This window comes from Pseudoalteromonas sp. S1608, assembly GCF_005887265.1.
GTDB classification, from domain to species: domain Bacteria; phylum Pseudomonadota; class Gammaproteobacteria; order Enterobacterales; family Alteromonadaceae; genus Pseudoalteromonas; species Pseudoalteromonas undina.
Map to the genome: position 1 here is coordinate 35337 of NZ_PNDK01000039.1, position 22383 is coordinate 57719.

Here is a 22383-nt window from a genome sequence, read left to right on the forward strand (position 1 = left end):
TTTTTAATTACGCGCTATCATGGATACAAAAATTCGACTCGCAAAGTACATAGCGCATGCCGGTGTTTGCTCACGCAAGCAGGCCTCGCGTTTGATTGATGAAGGTGTGGTCATGGTTAATAATCGCCCCGCAAATCATATTGATCATGTGGACGAAAACGACAGTGTCATTGTTAATGGTCAAGCCATTAAAGGCCCTGCCGATTTAGTCTACTTTGCTTATCACAAACCTGTAGGAATTGATTGTAAACTCAATCAGCACGACCCAAGCAGCCTTATTCATCATTTGCCGCAACTTACACGGGTGTACCCTATTGGTCGCCTTGATAAAGACTCACGCGGATTGCTTATTTTAACCAATGATGGAGATTTTTGTAATCAGTTGATCCACCCTGACTTTCATCAGCCTAAGCGCTATTTAGTAACCGTCAATAAAGCTTTAGATGCGGATTTTTACGAAAAAATGGCTGCAGGCGTCCCTGTCGACAAGCAAATGACCTTGCCGTGTGAGGTGACTAAAATCACTGACAATCAGTTTAGTATTATTTTAAAACAAGGACTTAATCGACAAATTCGTAAAATGGCGCATTACTGTGGTTACAAAGTGATTGATTTATACCGCGTACAAATAAGTGAATTACTGTTAGATTATTTAAATTTACCTGAAAACCAGTTTATAAAAATTAATAAAAGCGACATTTTAGGCTAACAAGCTCACGCTACCCCCTCACTTTAATGCGATTAAAAAATATAAAATAAACTTGCAAAAATAGATTACAAGTGTAGTTTTAAATTAAAGATTACACTTGTAGGCAATAAAATGATCGAATTATCAAAAGCAGAATTTGAAGTACTCGATGCGCTATGGATTAGCTACCCCGCTAATGCCAGCCAAATTATTGAGCGCTTGAGTGATGATAAACAATGGCACGAAAAAACCATTAAAACCTTACTAGGTCGATTAGTTAAAAAAGGAGCGCTTAGCTTCGAAAAAGAAGGCCGCCAATATATTTACACCCCCTGTATAAATCGTGCTGATTACACCCAAAAAGAAAGCCAGAACTTTATTGAGCGTTTATTTAGTGGCCGCATAGCTCCGTTGGTAAGTGGTTTTGCAAAATCAGAAAAACTCTCTCAACAAGATATAAACGAGCTTAAAAAAGTCATAGATGACTGGGAAAAAAACCAAAAGTAAGGGATTCTCATGGTTATTCAAACAAGCTTTAATTGGCTAATAGAGCAACAGCTATTATTGAGTCTGTTGTTTGCAGGATTTGTTTTACTTGAGCGCTTTGGCTTAAAAGCAATTGGTTCGCAGCTTATTTATAAATTAGTGTGGTTAATACCAGCCTCGCTGCTTATCGCTAATTTACCCAATGCAATTAGGCCATTACAAAACAGTCCTATTAGTCATTATATCATTACTCCTAATCAACCATTAATAAGCACTATTAGTATTAACTGGGCGCTATTTTATGTAGTTATTACGGCGCTGCTTTTATTCGCCACTTGGATTATTCACCGCCGATTTGTAAGCAACCTACAGCTTTGTGAAGTAACAAATTTACAAGCAGAAATAAGCTCAGGGGTAAAAACCTTTACTAGCCATCAAGTTGCAACACCTATGGTAATTGGGGTACTAAATAGCAAGCTAGTTTTACCACACAACTACAATACTCTGTTTGATAAAGCTACATTGGCGCTTATTTTAGAGCACGAAAATGTGCATATAAAACGCAAAGATAACCTAACAAATGCGCTGCTATTACTGGCTACAATTTTAATGTGGTTTAACCCTTTAGCTTGGATGGCATACGCAAGCTGTAGGCGCTTACAAGAGCTAACTTGTGATGAACGGGTACTAAGTAATAAAACCACACAGCAACAGATTTTATACAGCAAAGCCTTAGTAAACTGCGCTGCCAATGCACCAGCGGGTCTGATGGCTTATTCACACTACGGAGATAAAAAAACCATGTTACAACGACTTACTAATATCAAACATAATGGCGCACATTCGCGCCTAGCAAAAGGAAGCGTGTTACTTATAGCAGCAAGCTTGCTCAGTGGCTTAGCTGTAGCAAAGCAACCTGAAGCATCAGCTAAAAAAGAAACATCTATCGCTCCCGTAATGCGAATCGAACCGCTTTACCCAAAACAAGCGGCGGAACAAGGCATTAGCGGTTCAGTGGTATTAAAATACGACATAACCCCAGCAGGAAAAACAGCTAACATTACTGTTGTAAAAGCTGAACCAGAAGCAGTCTTTAACAAAGAAGCAAAAAGAGCACTGATGCAATGGCAATATACGCCTTCATCAATGGGACAACAGAACGTACTAATACAACTTGATTTTGCACTCAACAGTACAGTTACAAAAAGTGATTTAATAGAGCGAGTTAACATATCGCATTAATGGGAATAAGTGTTTAAGACTATAAAGCAAGCACCCTTTTAGGCTGCTTGCTTTGTGGTTTTTGCTTATTCTCGTTATAAACTGACGGCGATCATGCCAATAGCGGTCCCTATTCCCACCAGCCAAGTGAACGATCGAATAATATCGAGGTTTAAGTAATAAAAAACACAAAATAAAATACGCGCTACAATATGCGTCATCGCTAAAGTTTCGGTTACGGCATTAACATTATTGGTGCCTAACACCACAGCCAAAGCAACGGCAAATACCGCTAGCGACTCAAAACAATTTTGATGTGCGGCCAACGCCCTTGCTCCGAGCCCTGTAAGTTGCGTTTGTTGCTGGCGCGGATGTTTATTATCGTAACCACCGAGCTTATTCATTTCTATAATAGCTGGGATCCTTGCAACATAAGGCATGATCACTGCAATTAAGGCGCAAACCAATAAAGTCGTCATTATCATTCTCAAGTTATTATTTATAACTCAAAATAACACAGCAAAAAGAAAAAAGCCGCCAAATATGAATAACCTGAGCTCTGGCGGCTAGCAGTAACATCCCAGACACTATAGCCGATTTAAGCAGTGCGTCACTGTGGCAAATTGTCGCAGGTGATGAATATTCATTATGCCTTTTTGATGGTCGCTTTCATGTCACAGTACTGCTAAATTACTCCTCCGTTTATTGTATGTTGTTTAAGATGATTTGGATTTTACTGACTATTTTTGCTGCATTTATGCAGTCATGGCGCAATGCTCTGCAAAGTAAATTAAGCACTCATGTGAGCATTGCTGGCGTTACATTAGCCCGCTTTATTGTGGCAAGCCCTATTGCTGGGCTGTATTTATATGCGCTTTATTATTACCAAGATGCTCCCTTTCCTTCATTCAACCCTTTATTTATTAGCTACATTATTGGTGCCAGCATAGTGCAAATTATTGCCACGGGACTCATGGTTAAATTATTTAAAATGAATAATTTTGCTGTAGGCGCCGGCCTAGCTAAAAGTGAAGCGCTTATGGCGGCCATACTCGGGTTACTGTTTTTTGGCTCAACGCTTTCATTACTTGGTTGGTTTGGCGTGTTTATTGGTGCAATTGCGGTATTGCTATTAAGTGGTATCGCCAATGTGAAACACTTTAGCTTAAAAACAGCATTAACAGGACTTGCCTGCGGCACTTCGTTTGCGTTGTCATCGTCATGGATCAGAGAAGCCAGTTTAAGCTCAGGTATAGCTTTTCCGTATGCGCCTGCATGGGTTTTATTGCTTGTTATTAGTTTACAAACACTGATGCTGTGTATTTATATTGCCTTAAAGGAACGCGATACATTTAAAACTATGTTTCAGCATAAGGGCATGACTTGTACGGTGAGTATATTTAGTTGCTTGGGATCAATAGGTTGGTTTAGCGCAATGAGCTTGCAACATGTTGCCTATGTAAAAACGCTCGGCCAGATAGAAGTATTTTTTACGATATTGATTGCTGTTTTATGGTTAAAACAACCGCTAAAACGCCAAGATAGCGCTGGGCTATTATTGATTGCAGTGGCTGCGATATTGGTAATGCTGCCGAGCAGCTAAAAAAGCGCAGGTATCAACCTGCGCTTGTTTAATCTAACAATTAATGACTAATTTTTAAGGTGATGACACCACAAATAATCATTAACACACCAGCAATACGACCAAACGTGGCGGCATCACCGTAAAATAATATACCCACTAAAAACGTACCAGCAGCACCAATACCCGTCCATACTGCGTACGACGTGCCCATAGATATTTGCTTTTGCGCCAACCACAACATAAAGCCGCTCGCGACCATAAACGCAATGGCAATCGCGATGCCCTGCCAACGAGTTTCAGGGGTTTGAGAAATTTTTAACCCTATAGGCCAGCCAATCTCAAGTAACCCAGCAATAATTAAATACATCCACGCCATTAAATATCTCTCTTTTTCAATATCACTTCATACAAATCGTGACGACGGTCTTTTAAGTTACGCACTGTCCCTTCACTGTGAAGAATTTTTAACTTATCCATATCTAAGTCGCTAAATAATAACATTTCTGTATTGGTGGTGGCTTCATTTAGTGTGGCATCGTGCGGAAATGAAAAGTCCGATGGGGTTAGTACCGCCGACTGTGAAAACTGCACATCTAAGCTTTCTACTTCAGGTAAGTTACCCACAGAGCCTGCAATAACCACATAACATTCGTTTTCAATGGCACGTGCTTGGGCACAATGGCGTACACGCAAGTAACTATTTTTAGTGTCAGTCCAAAATGGCACAAATAAAATATCCAAACCTTGGGTGGCCAAAATACGTGACAACTCAGGAAATTCGACATCATAACAAATTTGAATACCTACACGGCCTGCATCTGTATCGAATACAGCAATTTTATCACCGCCTTGGATCACCCAGTCATTTTGTTCATGCGGGGTAATATGAATTTTACGTTGCTCGTCTATTTTACCGCTGCGATGACATAAATAACTAACGTTATATATTTTATCGTCTTCGGCAAGCGGCATTGAGCCAGTAATAATGTTGGCGTTGTATTCTATCGCCATACGCGACATGGCGTTTTTAAAGGTCTCTGTGTATTCGGCTAAATACCGAATTGCCTCGGTTTGATTACTTTGCTCGGTTAATCCCATCAGTGGCGCATTAAAAAACTCAGGGAATAAAATGAAATCGCTTTTGTAATCAGATACCGTATCAACAAAGTATTCAACTTGCTTAAGCATTTCTTCAACCGATTCAACACAGCGCATTTGCCATTGCACAGCTCCTACGCGCACGATTGATTTAGTTGACTCAATAACGGTGTCGGTTGGCTCATACATAATGTTATTCCACTCAAGTAATGTGGCATAACCGACCGACTCCTGATCTTCAGGTAAGTATTTTTTTAATAATCGTTTAACCTGAAAGTCATTGGCTAATTGAAAACTGAGTATGGGGTCATACAGCTCTTTTTGATCGACCTTAGCAATGTATTCCATCGGGGTCATTTCACTGCTGTGATTGTAATAACGCGGAATACGGCCACCCGCTAAAATAGCGCGTAAATTATACTGACGGCACAATTCTTTTCGCGCATCATATAAACGGCGTCCTAAACGCATGCCACGGTATTGTTCACTAATAGCAACATCCAAACCGTATAAAGCATCCCCTGTGGTGTCGCTAAATACTCGGTCGTGGCCATCGGCAATATCTTCATAGGTATGCGGGTTTGAAAAACGCGCATAATCTACCTGTACACTCAGCGCTAAACCCACCAGCACGCCGTCATCCACAATACCGATTTGCCCTTCAGGGAACTGATCGATGAGTCTAAAAATAGTATGGCTTGGCCATGCTCCGCCTAGGTCGGGGTAAGCTTCGTCCATCAAGGTTTTAATTTGTGGGTATTGTTCTCGGGTTAAGTTACAAATTTCAAGATGGGTTTTTTCTGCCGACATACGCAACTCCTTGGGGCATGTAAGAATCAAAAAAGCTGAACACATGCTCAGCTTTATTAGGTTTATGCGTTTTTATTCGCGCTTTGCGCTACTTTAAACTGCGATAAAAAAGTGTGGTTACCCGCTCTTTAGGTAACCAATTAGCATATTCAAGGCCAAGTTCTGACAATGGATCTGCTTTAAGTACCTGCTCTAAACTAGCGTCATTTTGCATTGCTTTTAGCATAACATCTTTCGCTTTTTGCACCAGCTTACGATACGTGATCAGTCCTGAACGGTCACTTAGCGGGCCATGACCAGGAATAACTTGGGTTTTATCATCAATCTGATTAATCACATCATCAATCGCCGCTAAAACACCATCAACGCTACCCCCACTGTCTACATCAACAAACGGTAGGCTGCCAAAGTTAAAGTAAATATCGCCCATGTGCACAATATTATCATTATTGAAAAAAATCACCGCATCGCCATCTGTATGGGCATGTTGATAATGCACAACATGCGCTTGCTCATTATTAAAGTGCAGTGTTAAATCATCACCAAAACTAATTCGTGGTAGGTAATCAGACCCTTCGCCATGTTTTTCTTTTAGGCGTTTATGTACATTATTGTGGGCAATAACATGGGCTCCGGCTTTAGCAAAGTTTTCGTTACCACCGGTGTGATCGCCATGATGATGAGTGTTAATTACAAACTCTGCACTGCCTGGCTTTAAGTCGCTAATGGTTTTTTTAATATCGTCCGAGAGTTTGGCAAACTGATCATCAATGATATATATGCCATCATCCCCTACGCTGGCTGCAATGTTGCCACCTTGTCCGTATAGAACGTACACATGCTCGCTCAGTTGCTTAGCTGTAACTGGGTTGTCATCCGCCGCCGCGTAGTTGCTTAGTAGTAAAGTCGTTATTAATGCCGGTAGTAATTTTTTCATTGTTGTAACCCTATAATTAATAATCATGGTTATAAAACGTGATAGCAACTTATTTAGCTCACTCTGCATCCAAAGCTAGTCGTTGATAGGCACTATTTCAATTTGATGCATGAATGTTTGCGGTAACAATGGGGTGTGCTTTCCTTCTACATATTCATCAAAACCGGCTCGATAAAACTCAGAAAGCGGGTGCCCTGATTGCCCTCCAGGCACTGTTAAAATGGCACTTTCTAAATGTCCAGGTTGGGCAATAAATCGCTGCGATGCGCCAAAACTGGTTTTTTGTACGGCAGGCATATAGCTATCACCAAACCCTGGAGCGGTAGGCATATTTAGTAGCTTACTCAATAGAGGTATTTGTTTAGCAAATGGGTGTTCAATCGCTAATTCGTTTACTTTACCCCATTGCCAGTTTTGCATGTTATTACCAAACTTTGCTGTTAACTGCGCGAGAGTTTGCTCAAAAGCTGCCTGTAATTGCTGCTCCCAATTCGTAAATTGCGGGTTAACCCAACTTGCTGGCTGCGCTTTTATTAACTGCCAAACAGCGGGCTCTAAATCGCGTTTTACATAACTTAATGTACCATCCTGCTGATTGAGACTGGCTTCAATACTACTAAATAAAATATTTATTAGTTCATCACGATACGTCTTAACTAAAGTATAACCAACGGAGGTTGAGCAGGCGCATTGCTGCCAGTTATCCAGTGCATTGATATAATCTGCATTGTGTTCTGGCTGCTGTTTTAACTGCTCAAGTAATAAGCTATGCCAAGGAGTTAAAAAACGCGCTTGATTGTCTAACTGTAATTGGTAAAAGTCGCCTTCGTTAAACTGCTGTTTTTCAAACAACCGATCGCGTATTTGCGTCGCACGAGCACCTAGGGCATAGCCGCCATTACCAAAACGTGCATTATCCTCAGCAGAGACCACTCGCGAATTCCCTGTCCATAAGCGCCCACTCTCAGGGTTTTTAACAAACGGGCGGATAACTTCATTTTGCTGCCAAGTTGCTGCATATTCATTTTCATTAATGGCTAACTCACTGGGTACTGTTCGTGCAGGAATACCGCCCATGTGTTTCCAAGCTGCACTGCCTTGACTATCTACCACCATTAAGTTTTGTACCGGAATACCCACGCTACTTGCAATATTAAGGGCATCATCCACTGTTTCAGCCTGCTCAAGCTGTAACAATTGCATATCAACGGCATACGGCTGATGCGCAGCCCAACTTAAGGCATAAGGCTGATTGTTAATGTATTTAACAGGGCCATACTCACTTAGCGTTAATGGATAGGTTTCTACGCTGCCATTATCCAAGGCAATCACTTCATTTACTTGCCATGTTTTACTGCTATCAGTTAATGCAATCCAGTCGGCTGTATCTATATAGCCATTAGTAAATCCCCATGCAATTTTATTATTACTGCCAACCACAATGGCTGGCGCTCCTGGTAACGAAACACCGGTTACCTGATAAGCTTGATTATGATGAGTGTAATTAAGCTGCGCTCGATACCAAATAACCGGCACCGCCATTGATAAGTGCATATCATCTGAAAGCATCGCAGCTTGAGTATTAGTTAAATCTGCGGTCACTGCCCAGTTATTACTGCCTACTTCTAAATTAGCAGTAATGCTTTTAATCGCCGCTAATGGCTGCGTTGGTAACTGAGGTATAGTTTGAGAATAAGGTGTTAAAACACTGCCATCTAATGCTGCTTGGTATTGGCTTGGTTGGGTTAAAAATTCAACCATTTTTGCACCGTATTGCTGCTGTATTTGAATTAAAGCTTGGTCGCGCTTAAAGGTAGCGGTTTGTAAATCTAAATACATGCTAAAAATAACTAACAGACTATCTTCGCTTTGCCATGGTTGTTGCTCAGCTCCTGTAAGTAGGTATTCAAAACTTGGGTACCCTACTTGCGCAAGTCCTTCGTTTACCCCTTGTGCATAGCTTTTTAGTAGTTGCTTATCGGCTTCAGGGAGAGTTTTTAAAATCGCTTGGCTGCGTTTGCGTAATTGATGAAAGCGCATTTTTTTATCAAGAGCAAGCGCGGCTTTACCAAATAGCTCACTGAGCTCACCTGCGGCATTACGTCTAAGTAAATCCATTTGAAAAAAGCGATCTTGCCCGTGAGCATAACCTAAGCCATAGGCAGCATCGTGGCGAGTTGCTGCAGTAATAACAGCTTGGCCAAGCGTATCTCGAGCAACTTTAACAGGCTGTGTCACCGCATCGCTTCGGCCTTTACCATCAAGGGTAGGTAAACTTAAGGTCAACACGCCGTATACAATAGCAGTCCCCCCAAGCGCTAAAATCACAACAATTAATAGCAACCGTTTGATTACTTTAAACATAAACATACCCTTCAACTTTTTCAATAAACTATTATTAGCATATATTCATAATCGTTCTATTAAAAACGCTACGAAAAGCGGGTAAAGGGTGAAATAAACATCAAAATCCACGATAATACACAGTTCATGTATTGTGCAGACCTAGTTGAGATCAAAATGACTGAAAAAACATTTATTAAAGGTAAAGACCGCGATTTAGAATCGTCTATCTCTACCATGCAAAACAAGCTAAAAGCGCTAAATATTAATATTGAAGAAGCGCTATGGCTTAACCCTGTAGCAAACTGTTATTCAGTTCATATAAAAGATAGCGACTGTGGTGTGATGTTTACTAACGGTAAAGGTGCTACTGATAAAGCCTCTATCGCTTCTGCGCTAGGTGAATATTTTGAGCGTTTAAGCTGTAACTACTTTTTTGCTGATTTTTACTTAGGTGAAGAATTTGCCAATGGTGACTTTACTCATTACCCGAACGAAAAGTGGTTTAAAGTAGCAGAAGATGAAGTACCACAAGGGATTATGGATGAAAGCTTATGGGATTACTTCGATCCTGAGCGTGAATTAACTGCCTCACATCTTTATGACTTTAATTCTGGTAATTTTGAGCGTGGTATTTGTACTGTGCCTTATACCCGCCAGCGCGACGGTAAAGATATTTATATTCCGGTGAACGTGATTGGTAATATTTTTGTATCCAACGGTATGAGTGCTGGTAATACTAAATTTGAAGCCCGTGTACAGGGGTTATCTGAGGTATTTGAACGCGCCATTAAAAATCGCATTATTGCTGAAGGTATTAGCTTACCGATCGTGCCTGAAGATGTGGTAAAACAATACCCTAAAATTCATGAAGCCTGTGAAGAATTGCGTAGCCATGGCTTCCATTTACGTATTGCAGATGCCTCACTTGGCGGTAAATACCCTGTAATGAGTGTTACGCTAATCAACCCAGTGGATGGCTCTGTGTTTGCCTCTTTTGGTGCTCATCCTTCATTTGAAGTGGCGTTAGAGCGAACCGTTACCGAATTACTGCAAGGTCGTCGTCTAGATCAACTAGACGTATTTCAACCTGCCACTTTTGACAACGACGAAGTAGCCACACCTGAAAACATCGAACTGCACTTTATTGATTCAAGCGGTTTAATTTCTCATGACTTTTTCCGTTCTGAAGCAGACTTTGAATTTGTACATTGGGACTTTAGTGGTTCAACTGAGCAAGAATATAACTTCTGTACTGATTTAATTCACAGCATGGGCCATGATATCTACATCATGGATTACACCCACTTAAATGTGTATGCATGTCGTATTTTAGTGCCTGGTATGTCTGATATTTATCCGGTAGATGAGCTTATTTGGCGTAATAACAACGAAGGGGCTAAATTCCGCGAAACTTTCTTATCACTTGATCAGTATGATACTGAGCAACTGATGGAAATTTACGATAACCTCGAAGAAGCTGGTCACAGCGATATTATTCGCGCTGCTGAATTCATTGGCTTAGCAACCGATGCCGATACGCCTTGGCATACTCTACGTATTGGTGAACTGAAAGCACACTTATGCTTAGCCGCAGGTAGCGAAGAAGCGATTGATTGGGTTGACTGGATTTTACATACCGGCCAAGTTAATGAAGACGCGATGCGTCATTTCCGTTGTTTAAAAGCTATTTTAGAAATTAAATACGATTACGAACGTGAATATGCGAGTTACCAAGACGCCTTAGGACTGATGTTTGGCGCTAATAATGTCACCCTTGCAATTGAGATTGCAGAAGGTCGCACACGCTTTAACGGCTTAACTTTCCCAGGCTTATCGCTTGAAGGCTTTAAAAAGCACGCCGCATTATTGGATGGCTACCGCAAGTTACATGTTGCGAAACAGCATCATTGGGCACGCGAAGTTAGTGATTCATAATATCTAAACGTGTACATAGTTAAAAAGAAAATGGCGCATATTTAACTGCGCCATTTTTGTTTCTAGTGTTAGTTAGCTATAGTTAAGCTTTCTATATTAACAATTTAATTACACCCTATGTGGCAACAGCGCAAAAGTAAACGCACATCCATTTATAATTTTAAGCTTACCTTTTTATTTGCAATCAGTTTACTTGTAATAACTAGCTTAGTGCTTGAGCGGCTTAATTATAATCGGGCAAAAGATGCTTACCGTTTACAAGTCCTTTCTCAAGTAAGTACCTACAGAGCCCAGCTTGAAGCTATTTTGGTATCAAATATTCAATTAATACGTGGCTTGGCTGTGGCCGTTGCTGCCGAGCCCAATTTAAGCCAAACACGCTTTGGGAAAATTGCCGCTCCGCTGTTTAACACCTCTAACGAACTACGTAATATTGGTGCTGCACCTAACATGGTCATCACAATGACCTACCCGCTTAAAGGGAATGAAAAAGCCATTGGACTCAATTTCTTAGAAAATAAAGCGCAACGCGATGATGCTATTAAAGCACGCGACACTAATACCATTGTAATGGCTGGGCCGCTCATGTTAGTTCAAGGCAGTGAGGCTTTGATTGCACGAGTGCCAGTGTATTTGCCTGAAGACCAGTCTTTTTGGGGGCTGCTTTCTGTAGTGCTCGATATAGAGAAAGTCTATAGCAACGCAGGGGTTTTTGAATTACAAAAAAAATACACTGTTGCTATTCAAGGACGCAACGGGCTAGGTAAACAAGGTGAGTTTTTCTTTGGCGACCCAACAATTACCAGCCAAAATCCGCTTGAGTTTAGCCTAAACTTCCAAGGCGGAGCTTGGCAGCTCTATGTGGTGCCAAAAACCGGCTGGCAACCGGCATCATCGTCTATCTGGCCATTACGTATCGTTATCATCGTTATTTTGAGTTTACTTATTTTTGCATTTTTATTGTTTTTAAAAATGCTCAATAGAGAACACGAAAACGAAAAAATGCTCGAGGTAATGAGTAACCTAGCGCAAGTGGGTGCATGGTCATTTAATTTAGAAAAAAAACAGGTGTTTTGGTCAGACATGACCAAAAAGATATTTGAATACCCTTTAGATGAGCAACCTAAATGGTCATCCGATTTATATTACTTTAAAGAGGGAAAAAGCAGAGATAAGGCGGCTGAACTGATCACTAAAGCGGTTAAATACGGTGAAAGTTACGAGGCTGAACTTGAAGTTATTAATGCCAAAGGCGAAGTAATTTGGGCACTCATACATGGTGAAGCAGAGCATAAAAATGGACGCTGCATCAGAATATTCGGCTCATTACAAAATATTGATGCCCGTAAAAAGGTAGCAATAGAAGATCAAAAAATAGCCCGCTTTAACGAAACTTTAGCGTCGCTAACAATTAGCGACCACATATTAAATGGTAAATTAAGCGAATCTAAAGAGCTAATTACTCGTGCGGTGTGTCGTGCACTTAAAGTGAATACAGTAAGCATTCGCTTGTTTGATAAGCATAAAACTCAGCTGAGTCCTATTGCAAGCTATAGCCAAAATAACAGTGATAATAATACCCCTTGGCGCCAGCAAGACATTCCTGATTTTTTTACCACCCTAGAAAAAAAAGCTGTTTTTAGTGCCCAGAATGCTCAACAACAAGCTTGCCTCGCCCCCATAGCAAAAAGCTACCTCGAGCCATCATCTATAAAAGCAATGCTATGTGTTATGATCCCCGCAGGCAGCGGCTCAATTGGTGTTGTATGCGCAGAACAAGCAAGCGTTAGAGCATGGACGCAAAACGAAGAAGGTTTTTTAATTGCAATCAGCGCACTAATAGGAAGCCTTTACTCTAGTGAACAGCGCATAGAAACGGAAGCAGAACTAGTAATGGCAAAAGAAGCCGCTGAACAAGCGGTGATCGCTAAAAGTGAGTTTTTAGCCAGCATGAGTCATGAAATTCGCACTCCGATGAATGGGGTGTTAGGTATGCTTAATATTATTCAGGCGACCTCACTTGATCAGCAACAACGTCATCATATTAAACTTGCCCAGTCGTCAGCAGAATCTTTATTGGGAATTATTAATGATATTTTAGACTTTTCTAAAATAGAAGCTGGTAAGTTAGACATAGAAAACATTCAATTTAATTTACCACAGTTACTGGGAGAAATTGTTGAGTCGTTTGCGCTCAAGTCCGAAAGCAACAACACCCAATTAATTTTAGATACTACGCATGTAAGCACCAGTGAGATTGTGTCCGACCCAAATAGGTTGCGACAAATTTTAAATAACTTGATTGCCAATGCCGTAAAGTTCACCCAAAACGGACAAGTACTGGTAACCGCTACCATAGAAAAAACTATCGACAATACGACTTTAGAATGTGCGATTATTGATACCGGCATTGGTATTAGTTTAGAGAAGCAAAAACAGTTATTTGATTCTTTTACTCAAGCTGATGCATCAACAACCCGCCAATATGGCGGCACCGGTTTAGGCTTGGCAATAGTTAAGCAGCTGTGCGAACTCATGGGAGGCGAAGTAAGTGTATATAGCCTACCTAATGAAGGCAGCACCTTTACTTTTTCAGTCAACATTACCTCAGTGATAGACCAAGCATTTGATTTAGATTGCCAACATATACAAGCAAAGCGAATACTCATTGTTGATAATAGCGAGATGAATGCCACCATCATCGAAAAGCAATTAACGCTATGGGGCGCAGATGTCAGTGCAGTGTGTGATTATAAAGAAGTTGAAACTTATATAACTAATAATCAACAAACACCGCCGGATGTGGCAATTATTGATACAAGCTTTTTGGAGCCTGTAGCACACCCCTTGGCTGAAAAGTTGAAACATTTTTTAGTGAACAGTCATATTCTGATTATGGCTCCAATGAGCTATTCAAAAAGCAATTTATTTTATGGAAACAATGAAGCAGCCTTAATTTTTAAACCACTCACCGCTATTGGTTTGTATGACACGCTGGTAAAAGTAACATTGGCAGCACAGCCCAAAGAGTTAGCGCTCCCTCCAGCGATTAATACACCTAAAAAAGCGAAAGGCCATGTGTTGTTAGTAGAGGATAACAAAGTAAATCAAGTAGTTGCCTGTGCATTATTAAAACAAGCCGAGCTCACTTTTGATATTGCAGAGGATGGCGAGGATGCACTAACGAAATTAAACCAAGCAAACGCAAACACTTATCAACTTATTCTAATGGATTGCCAAATGCCTATTATGGATGGATACCAAGCTACCATGGCTATTAGAGAGGGCCTCGCGGGTCTAGAGAATCAAACCATCCCCATTATTGCACTAACGGCTAATGCAATGCGCGGAGATAAAGACAAATGTTTAAATGCCGGTATGAACGACTATTTAAGTAAACCTCTCGATGGCCCTGCTATGCATGCTAAATTGCAACAATGGCTTAGCGCTAAATAACAGTGTAAGCTTAAAATAGAATCGATGAAGTAAGGGATATTATGCAGTTATCAGTTGAACAACAAAGAGTTATTGGCTGTTTATTGGAAAAGCAAACAACAACGCCTGAACATTACCCACTATCATTAAATGCCTTAACGAATGCCTGTAATCAAAAATCAAATCGCGCTCCTGTGCTCGAATTAAGCCAACAGCAAGTTCAGGCTACCATTGCAGAATTAATCGACTTACGCTTGGTAACAGAAGATGAAGGTCTCAGTGGGCGTGTATCTAAATACGACCATCGCTTTTGTAATACACAATTTAGCCACTTACAATTTAACGCACAACAACGCGCCATTATATGTTTATTATTATTGCGGGGAGCTCAAACACCCGGTGAATTAAAAACCCGTTGCGCTCGATTAGCTGACTTTACCAGTATTGACGACGTTGAAATATCGCTTGAACAATTGATTGAAAACAGCCATGTAAAAAAACTACCTCGCGAATCTGGTAAGCGTGATAGCCGTTATATTCACTTATTTACAGCACCTTCTGCAGAAAACGATGAGCCAATAGCAACACAGACCATTACTGACGAGTTAAAAAATCAAGAGCTCAATGATCTACTTGCTGAAATTAACGAACTAAAAGCTCAACTTAAACAAATAAAAGAGTATATAGGGCTTTAATTGTGTAATTTGAAATCACATAATAGCTATTCTTTTTTGAGCATTAAAACTTTTTAACTTTAAGGAGCGGGCCATGCGCGCCGAAATTATGGCTGAAATGAAAGTTCAGCCTAGTATTGATGTTAACGCTGAAATTAAACGCCGAGTAAATTTTATTAAAGCACGTTTAAAAGCCGCATACTCAACTTCACTGGTACTAGGTATTAGTGGCGGTGTAGACTCATCAACCTGTGGCCGATTATGCCAACTTGCTATTAATGAGCTTAATCAAGAACACCAAGATACACAGTATCAATTTATTGCTGTGCGCTTACCGTATGGAGTGCAAGCAGATGAAAGCGAAGCACAAATGGCGGTTGATTTTATTAAACCCAGCACCCGTATGACAGTCAATATTCAGCCTGCAACCGACGCACTGCACGAGCAAACGATGGCAACTTTAGCTGGCAATAATCAGCCATTGCCAACACAAGAAAAAATAGACTTTATTAAAGGCAATGTGAAAGCACGCCAACGCATGATTGCACAATATGAAATTGCTGGGTTTTGCCAAGGGCTCGTTGTAGGTACCGACCATAGCGCCGAAAACATTACTGGTTTTTATACTAAGTTTGGCGATGGCGCCTGCGATTTAGCACCTTTGTTTGGTCTATCTAAACGTCAGGTTAGAGCATTGGCAACAGCATTAGGTGCACCTGCTTTGTTAGTTGAAAAAGCACCTACTGCCGATTTAGAAAGTGATAGACCAGGTTTAACTGACGAGGAAGCACTAGGCTTAAGCTATGAAGAAATTGATGACTTTTTAGAAGGTAAACCAGTCTCTGAGCATGTGGAGCAAACACTGATTGCAATTTACCAACGCACGCAACATAAGCGCCAGCCTATTCCAACAATATACGATGCTTTTTAAATCAATATTATAAGTGTGATTTAACTGATCGAGCCGCTTATATTTTACGTAAAAATGGCGTGAAAATAAGTGGCTTAAATTTTAACGGTTAACCTTAACGCTTGCCAACAGAGAGTTTTATATTTTATGACCCCCCCTATTTTGATTACTGGCGCAGGACAACGTATTGGACTTGCGCTTGCACAGCATTTTATAGCCCAAGGGCAAGCGGTCATTATTACTTATCGTACCCGCCATAAAGCGGTAGATTTGCTAGAACAACAAGGGGCGATCTGTCTTTATGCTGACTTTAGTTCTGATGAGGGTATTAATACTTTTATTACATTACTTAAAGCACAGACTGACTCACTAAGCGCGATAATTCATAATGCATCAAGCTGGGACTGTGAAGCTAACAACCCTCAGTTTGAGCAGCTGTTTGACAATATGATGCGCATTCATGCAAAAACACCGTACTTGGTAAACTTACGCTGTGCAGATTTACTATTAAATTATCAGGCGTCTCACGCTAAGCCCGCTGACATTATTCATCTAACTGATTACGTAGTGGAAACTGGCAGCCCAAAACACTTAGCCTATGCGGCCAGCAAAGCCGCCTTGGATAATTTAACCAAATCATTTAGTGCTAAATATGCACCGAATATTAAAGTGAATTCAGTCGCACCATCATTAATTATTTTTAATCAACATGATGATGAGCAGTATCGCGCTAAAACTTTAAAAAAATCATTAATGGGTATCGAACCTGGATGCCAAGAAATTATCAATAGTATCGACCTACTACTGAACAGCCATTACATCACAGGCCGTGCTTTACCTGTTGATGGTGGTCGCCATCTTAAGTAAGCCATCTAAATAAACGAGAAACTTATGCATAACGAATTAAAAGAAAGCTATCAAAAAATTATAACCGCAGTCGGTGAAGATGCAGAACGTGAAGGGTTGCTCGATACTCCAAAACGCGCTGCAAAAGCGATGGAGTACCTAACTCAAGGTTACCGCCAAACGCTTAACGAAATCACTAATAATGCAGTATTTACCTCAGATGCTGACGATATGGTATTAATACAAGACATAGAGCTTTACTCTATGTGTGAGCATCATTTATTACCATTTATTGGCCGCTGTCATATCGCTTATATTCCTGATGGCAAAGTATTAGGTTTGTCTAAGTTTGCACGTATTGTGGATATGTTCTCTCGGCGTTTTCAAATTCAAGAGCAACTTACCCATCAGATTGCTAAAGCGGTCGAGGAAGTAACCGGTGCAAAAGGTGTAGGTGTAATTGTTGAAGCAAAACACATGTGTATGATGATGCGTGGCGTAGAAAAACAAAATTCAAGTATGCGTACCTCGGTTATGCTTGGTAACTTTAGAGCCGATCCGAAAACACGTAATGAGTTTTTACAGCTGATCAAAGGATAATCTATGGCAAACGCAATAATTAATGTAACTAACTTACGGCTACGCACGTTTATTGGCTTTAATCCAGATGAACGTGAAAAAAAACAAGATGTAGTCATTAATTTAGAAATTCATTATCCGGCTGATCAAGCTTGTGAAACTGATGAAGTAGAACAAGCACTTAACTACAAGGTAATTACTAAAGAAGTAATTACCTTAGTTGAACAGGGTCACTTTTTATTGTTAGAAAAATTAGTTGCTGAAATTCTTGCTGTTTGCCACTCGCACCCAAGTGTAAATTACGCCAAAGCCCGAGTGGATAAACCTCATGCGCTGCGCTTTGCAGACTCTGTGTCGCTAACTCTGGACTGGCACAAATAATCCAACGGCAAGGGCTATTACAGCTAAATAACGTAGCCCTTTGCCGAGTGTTACTAGCACTAAAAACATACTAAAGCGCACTTTAAACACGCCGCCAATAACAGTTAGTGGATCGCCAACAATAGGTAACCACGCAAACAGTAAGCTATATATCCCATATTTATTAAACTGCTTTTGCGCTTTTTTGAGCCCTTTTTCAGAAACTGGAAACCATTTTTTATCTTTAAAGCGTAATGCTTGTGTTCCAAGCCAATAATTAACACAACTGCCTAATACATTGCCTAAGGTTGCTGCAAACCAAATTAGCCATAAGTTAGTATTACCTTGCATTATCATCCCACCCATCAATACTTCAGACGAGCTGGGTAATAACGTAGCCGATATAAATGCTGTAAAAAATAATGTTATATAGAGCATTTTTCCCTTATGACTAAAAACTAAACCCAGCAATTAAGCTGGGTTTGAACGACTTTTTAACTTAAATCAAAACGCTTATTTTATTAAATTTAAGCTAAGGGGGTAATTAAACTCTTTACCATCGTTGGCTTTCACGCTTGCGATAACCACCATCACAAATGAAAAAATAGCGACCATAGGTAACAGTAGTAAACCAACAGCTGCAAAAATTAGTAAAAAACATACAAAGTAAGCTATAGCCATAGTAATTTGAAAGTTAAGCGCTTTTTTACCGTGTATATCAACTATAGGCATTTCATCTTTTTTAATTAGCCAGATAATAAGGGGACCTAGCACCGAGCCGAATGGCACAATAAACCCCGCTAATGCACTTAAATGACATAGCATTGCCCAGGTGCGGTCATCTTTATTGACGACTTTAATCTCTTGATTTTGTTCCATTACATTTTCCCTTTTCGTAAAACACCGTAATTTAACTCAATATACTATTACTATTTTGCGCTAATACCAAGCAGCTTTAATTGGCGGCAATTCAAATATAAAAAACCCCCAGTAATTACAATATACAACTACTGGGGGTCACTTAAAAAGCTACGCTTTTATTTTATTACTTATTTTTACCAGCTAAATCAAGCATAAATGCATAGTTAAGTGCCGTGTCCTCCAAGCGTTTAAAACGACCAGACGCACCTCCATGGCCAGCTTCCATGTCTATTTTAAATAGTAGTTTATTATCATCTGTTTTGTAGTCACGCAGCTTTGCAACCCACTTTGCTGGCTCAAAATATTGAACCTGTGAGTCGTGCAAACCTGTTGTTACTAACATATTAGGGTAGTCTTGTTTACTAACTTGATCGTACGGTGAGTACGACAACATATAATCGTAATATTCTTTCTCGTTAGGGTTACCCCACTCACCATACTCGTTAGTTGTAAGCGGAATAGTCTCATCAAGCATAGTAGTAACCACATCAACAAATGGAACCGCAGCCACCATACCTTTATATAGCTCAGGCGCTTGGTTTGCCACTGCGCCCATTAATAAACCACCAGCACTGCCACCTTGGGCAAAAATTTGCTCTTTATCGCCATAACCTTGGGCTACCAATGACTTAGTAACATCTACAAAGTCGTTAAACGTGTTCTTTTTAGTGAGTAATTTACCCGCTTCGTACCACGGGCGCCCTAACATTTGCGAACCACGTACGTGGGCAATTGCAAATACAAAACCACGGTCAAGCAACGTTAATCGTGCAGAAGAAAAACTAGGATCCATTGTTGCACCATACGAACCATAGCCGTATTGCAATAATGGGTTAGTGCCATCTTTTTTAAATAGCTCTTTTCGATACACCAAACTCACCGGTACTTTTACGCCATCGCGTGCTGTGACAAAAATACGCTCAGACGCATAGTTATCCGCGTTAAAGTCACCTAATACCGTTTGTTGCTTCAATAATGTTTTTTCGCCAGTCGCCAAATTAACATCATAAGATGAACCCGGAGTGGTCATACTGGTGTAGTAAACGCGCAGCGTATCGCTTTCTAATTCGTTGTTACCGTACGCATTAATTGTATATGCACTGTCGTTAAAGCTTAGTGGTAACTCTTTGCCCGATGTTAAATTACGTGCAATCAGTGTTGATTGGCCCATTTCGCGTTGTTGGTATACTAAGTAGTCATTAAATAACTCTACGCCTTCAAGTTTAATATCCTCGCGCGCAGGGATCACACTTTGCCAATTCGATTTATCACCGGCTTTATCAATATCGACCTTCATTAGCTGAAAGTTAACCGCATTTAAATTAGTCACAATGTAATAAGTATTACCTAATTTGGAAATGCTGTACTCAAGGTTGGCTTCACGCTCAATTAAGCGCTTTGGCTTAGCATTTATATCGTTTGCACTAAGTACTGACAAACCCGATGCATCAGTACTGCTATGCCAAATATAAATTTCTGAGCCGTCTTTGCTCTTGCTCATACCAGTGTAATAGCTCGTATCTTTTTCTTCGTATACAAGCTCATCATCGCTTTGTGGTGTACCAAGCGTATGACGATAAACTTGGTAACCGAGTAAGGTTTGCGCATCTTTTTTAATGTAATAAACAGTTTTATTATCGTTCGCCCACACAACATAACCACTGGTGCCTTCAAGCGTGTCTTCTAATAATTTACCAGTGCTTAAATCTTTAATTTTTATATTGTAAACACGGCGGCTCACCGTATCTTCACCATACGCCATTAAGTTATCATTTGGGCTGACACTCAGACCACTAACTGCAAAATAGTCATGGCCTTTAGCTAGTTCATTGACGTCTAAAATAACTTCCTGATCGGTGCCTGCAAAATCACTACTGCGTAAATAAGTAGCATACTCGTTATCGCCGCGAGTTTGCGACGAGTAATAGTACTCTCCGTCTTTTACTGGAACAGAGTCATCATCTTTTTGAATTCGCCCTTTAAGCTCTTCAAATAAACTACTTTGCAGTGTTTTAGTATGCGCAAGCATTTCATCTGTGTAAGCATTTTCAGCCTCTAGGTAACTAATTACCTCAGGAGCTTTACGCTCATCATCACGCATCCAATAATAATCATCGATGCGAGTGTCGCCATGGATTGTCATTTCATATGGCACTTTCTTCGCAATCGGCGGCATGACTTCGGTTTGAGCAGCTACATTTTCAACCTTTGCTGATTGCTCAACATCAGGGGCTTTATTACATCCCCCTAAAATAGCTAAGGATATAAAAGTAAGAACAAATGGGGTGTGTTTCATTGATTGGAATCTCTGTAGTTTTTATTTTTATTAAATATACCTAATATTTAATAGCACAGAAATTTAGTTTGTGAAGCTATGTAAAAAGGGAGCCTAGAAATTCTTTTTATATGTTTATGACTTCAGTTATCCTAACAATAACGAAGTAGCATTATATAGCCTCTTCATGCTGCTAATTAATAAGGATAAAAATGAACAACGACGTAATTAATATTTTAACTATGGCTAAAGTCATTCAAACAGCGGTTGCACCCGTTTTTTTAATTACGGGTATTGCGGCAACACTCGGGGTATTATCAAATCGCTTGGCGCGTATTACTGACAGAGCCAGACAGTTAGAACGAAAATTAAAGGTCAGTATTGATGAAGAATTTAACCTGTCTTTAACTACTGAGCTGAGAGCACTCCTAAAGCGTTCTCGGTGTATACATATTGCATTTAGTTTAAGTGTCTTAAGCGCATTATTAGTATGTGCAGTGGTTATGCTTTTGTTTTTATCACACATACAATCGATTAACTTAGGTGTCACTATTGGTAGCTGCTTTGTTGGTGCCATGGCATTACTAATATGTGCATTTATGTCATTACTGGGGGAGGTGTTCTTAGCAACACGCAGTATGCGCCGAGGGATGATTTTCGCTGATATTGATATAAACGATTAATAAAAAACCCCGAGCCAATTACGCTACTCGGGGTTTCACTTATCTAAAACAGATTACTGCGCTGTATAAATTGTTTCTAGCACTTCTATTTTAGCTTCTTTTGCAAAACCCGATGCCTTTAGTTGCTCTGATGCAGCTAGAATATCTTGACCATCGTTTATAGCAAGAACAGCAATTTGCGTACCAGGAAAGACTGAGATTACCTTCAACCCTGTAGCCAAAGCAGCATCATTTGCGTCCACACCATCTTTTAGAAGGACAGTAATATTACCTGAAAGTAAAGTTAGGTTATTAGTAAAGATATTACGTACTAATGTCCCCTTAGTTACAGTATCAGATGAACCTTCTACATTTACTACAGCCATTTCACCTTTTTGCATAATAACATGCTCTTCTGAAGCTACACTTGAAGGCACTAGACGTAAGTTCTTTTCAATTTTGTAAGAACCAAAATCCGCTTTATTAAATTTCAACTTAGTTACTGGCTTTTTAGGTAATTGCAGATCTTTATCGATATTCATGCTTGATGTCGCAGTAAACGAAATACACGCAACTGCACCCAATACGATTAATTGTTTAACTTTCATTTTATAA

Annotated in this window: 21 protein-coding genes; 12 read left to right on the top strand and 9 right to left on the bottom strand. The window is 40.1% G+C overall.

The annotated features are described in order from the left end of the window. The first annotated feature begins 19 nt into the window (after window positions 1-19). The 3 genes from CWB75_RS14825 to CWB75_RS14835 all read left to right on the top strand — a co-directional run bounded on the left by CWB75_RS14825 (window position 20) and on the right by CWB75_RS14835 (window position 2416). Window positions 20-709, top strand: a complete 690-nt coding sequence (locus CWB75_RS14825) for a pseudouridine synthase (RefSeq protein WP_138571063.1) — start codon at window positions 20-22, stop codon at window positions 707-709. 111 nt (window positions 710-820) lie between these two features. Next, a complete protein-coding gene (locus CWB75_RS14830; protein ID WP_138571064.1) occupies window positions 821-1195 on the top strand; it encodes a BlaI/MecI/CopY family transcriptional regulator in 375 nt (124 codons plus the stop codon). A gap of 9 nt (window positions 1196-1204) precedes the next feature. Continuing rightward, window positions 1205-2416 carry a M56 family metallopeptidase gene (locus CWB75_RS14835; RefSeq protein WP_138571065.1) on the top strand — a complete coding sequence of 404 codons (1212 nt, stop codon included), beginning with the start codon at window positions 1205-1207 and terminating at the stop codon, window positions 2414-2416. Window positions 2417-2490: 74 nt separating this feature from the next. Here CWB75_RS14835 and CWB75_RS14840 read toward each other — a convergent pair whose 3' ends face one another. Beyond that, window positions 2491-2874 (bottom strand): MAPEG family protein, encoded by a 384-nt coding sequence (locus CWB75_RS14840; RefSeq protein WP_138571066.1) that lies wholly within the window; start codon window positions 2872-2874, stop codon window positions 2491-2493. A 242-nt stretch (window positions 2875-3116) separates the two neighbouring features. On the opposite strand from CWB75_RS14840, the gene CWB75_RS14845 reads away from it, so the two are divergent. After that, window positions 3117-3998 carry a DMT family transporter gene (locus CWB75_RS14845; RefSeq protein WP_138571067.1) on the top strand — a complete coding sequence of 294 codons (882 nt, stop codon included), beginning with the start codon at window positions 3117-3119 and terminating at the stop codon, window positions 3996-3998. Window positions 3999-4038: 40 nt separating this feature from the next. On the opposite strand, the gene CWB75_RS14850 is transcribed toward CWB75_RS14845, so the two are convergent. The 4 genes from CWB75_RS14850 to CWB75_RS14865 all read right to left on the bottom strand — a co-directional run bounded on the left by CWB75_RS14850 (window position 4039) and on the right by CWB75_RS14865 (window position 9189). Continuing rightward, complete coding sequence (locus CWB75_RS14850; RefSeq protein WP_010392612.1) at window positions 4039-4356, bottom strand: DMT family transporter; 318 nt, start codon at window positions 4354-4356, stop codon at window positions 4039-4041. After that, the gene (locus tag CWB75_RS14855) at window positions 4356-5888 is read right to left on the bottom strand and encodes a bifunctional GNAT family N-acetyltransferase/carbon-nitrogen hydrolase family protein (RefSeq protein ID WP_010392609.1); all 1533 of its coding nucleotides are present in this window, start codon (window positions 5886-5888) and stop codon (window positions 4356-4358) included. Before CWB75_RS14855 ends, CWB75_RS14850 begins: the two co-directional genes overlap by 1 nt. Before the next feature lie 88 nt (window positions 5889-5976). Next, a complete protein-coding gene (locus tag CWB75_RS14860; protein ID WP_138571068.1) occupies window positions 5977-6825 on the bottom strand; it encodes an MBL fold metallo-hydrolase in 849 nt (282 codons plus the stop codon). Window positions 6826-6900: 75 nt separating this feature from the next. Next, the gene (locus tag CWB75_RS14865) at window positions 6901-9189 is read right to left on the bottom strand and encodes a penicillin acylase family protein (protein WP_138571069.1); all 2289 of its coding nucleotides are present in this window, start codon (window positions 9187-9189) and stop codon (window positions 6901-6903) included. A gap of 156 nt (window positions 9190-9345) precedes the next feature. On the opposite strand from CWB75_RS14865, the gene ycaO reads away from it, so the two are divergent. The 7 genes from ycaO (at window position 9346) to folX (ending at window position 17931) form a co-directional block, all read left to right on the top strand. Continuing rightward, window positions 9346-11106, top strand: a complete 1761-nt coding sequence (gene ycaO, locus CWB75_RS14870) for a 30S ribosomal protein S12 methylthiotransferase accessory factor YcaO (RefSeq protein ID WP_138571070.1) — start codon at window positions 9346-9348, stop codon at window positions 11104-11106. 117 nt (window positions 11107-11223) lie between these two features. After that, window positions 11224-14562 carry an ATP-binding protein gene (locus CWB75_RS14875; protein ID WP_138571071.1) on the top strand — a complete coding sequence of 1113 codons (3339 nt, stop codon included), beginning with the start codon at window positions 11224-11226 and terminating at the stop codon, window positions 14560-14562. Between the two features lie 41 nt (window positions 14563-14603). Continuing rightward, on the top strand, window positions 14604-15236 hold the full coding sequence (locus CWB75_RS14880; protein ID WP_055013085.1) for a YceH family protein: 633 nt from the start codon (window positions 14604-14606) through the stop codon (window positions 15234-15236). 73 nt (window positions 15237-15309) lie between these two features. Then, on the top strand, window positions 15310-16146 hold the full coding sequence (nadE, locus tag CWB75_RS14885) for an NAD(+) synthase (protein WP_054202890.1): 837 nt from the start codon (window positions 15310-15312) through the stop codon (window positions 16144-16146). 126 nt (window positions 16147-16272) lie between these two features. Continuing rightward, window positions 16273-16992 (top strand): dihydromonapterin reductase, encoded by a 720-nt coding sequence (folM, locus tag CWB75_RS14890; protein ID WP_008468539.1) that lies wholly within the window; start codon window positions 16273-16275, stop codon window positions 16990-16992. 24 nt (window positions 16993-17016) lie between these two features. After that, window positions 17017-17571 (top strand): GTP cyclohydrolase I FolE, encoded by a 555-nt coding sequence (gene folE, locus CWB75_RS14895; protein ID WP_008108996.1) that lies wholly within the window; start codon window positions 17017-17019, stop codon window positions 17569-17571. Window positions 17572-17574: 3 nt separating this feature from the next. Next, complete coding sequence (gene folX / locus CWB75_RS14900; protein ID WP_054202892.1) at window positions 17575-17931, top strand: dihydroneopterin triphosphate 2'-epimerase; 357 nt, start codon at window positions 17575-17577, stop codon at window positions 17929-17931. Here folX and CWB75_RS14905 read toward each other — a convergent pair. The 3 genes from CWB75_RS14905 to CWB75_RS14915 all read right to left on the bottom strand — a co-directional run bounded on the left by CWB75_RS14905 (window position 17908) and on the right by CWB75_RS14915 (window position 21127). Further along, window positions 17908-18348, bottom strand: coding sequence for a YqaA family protein (locus CWB75_RS14905; protein ID WP_054202893.1), 441 nt, complete (start codon window positions 18346-18348; stop codon window positions 17908-17910). The two genes, folX and CWB75_RS14905, sit on opposite strands and share 24 nt — an antisense overlap. A 75-nt stretch (window positions 18349-18423) precedes the next feature. Continuing rightward, window positions 18424-18789, bottom strand: coding sequence for a DUF4870 domain-containing protein (locus CWB75_RS14910; RefSeq protein ID WP_010392586.1), 366 nt, complete (start codon window positions 18787-18789; stop codon window positions 18424-18426). Window positions 18790-18955: 166 nt separating this feature from the next. Beyond that, window positions 18956-21127 carry a S9 family peptidase gene (locus CWB75_RS14915; RefSeq protein WP_138571072.1) on the bottom strand — a complete coding sequence of 724 codons (2172 nt, stop codon included), beginning with the start codon at window positions 21125-21127 and terminating at the stop codon, window positions 18956-18958. A 191-nt stretch (window positions 21128-21318) separates the two neighbouring features. Between CWB75_RS14915 and CWB75_RS14920 the strand changes: the two genes are divergently transcribed. Beyond that, entirely contained in the window at window positions 21319-21789 is a 471-nt protein-coding gene (locus CWB75_RS14920) for a DUF2721 domain-containing protein (RefSeq protein ID WP_138571073.1), read from the top strand. Window positions 21790-21842: 53 nt separating this feature from the next. Here the strand turns inward: CWB75_RS14920 and CWB75_RS14925 are convergent, their stop codons facing one another. Beyond that, the gene (locus CWB75_RS14925; RefSeq protein WP_138571074.1) at window positions 21843-22376 is read right to left on the bottom strand and encodes a serine protease external chaperone; all 534 of its coding nucleotides are present in this window, start codon (window positions 22374-22376) and stop codon (window positions 21843-21845) included. Window positions 22377-22383 lie beyond the last annotated feature (7 nt).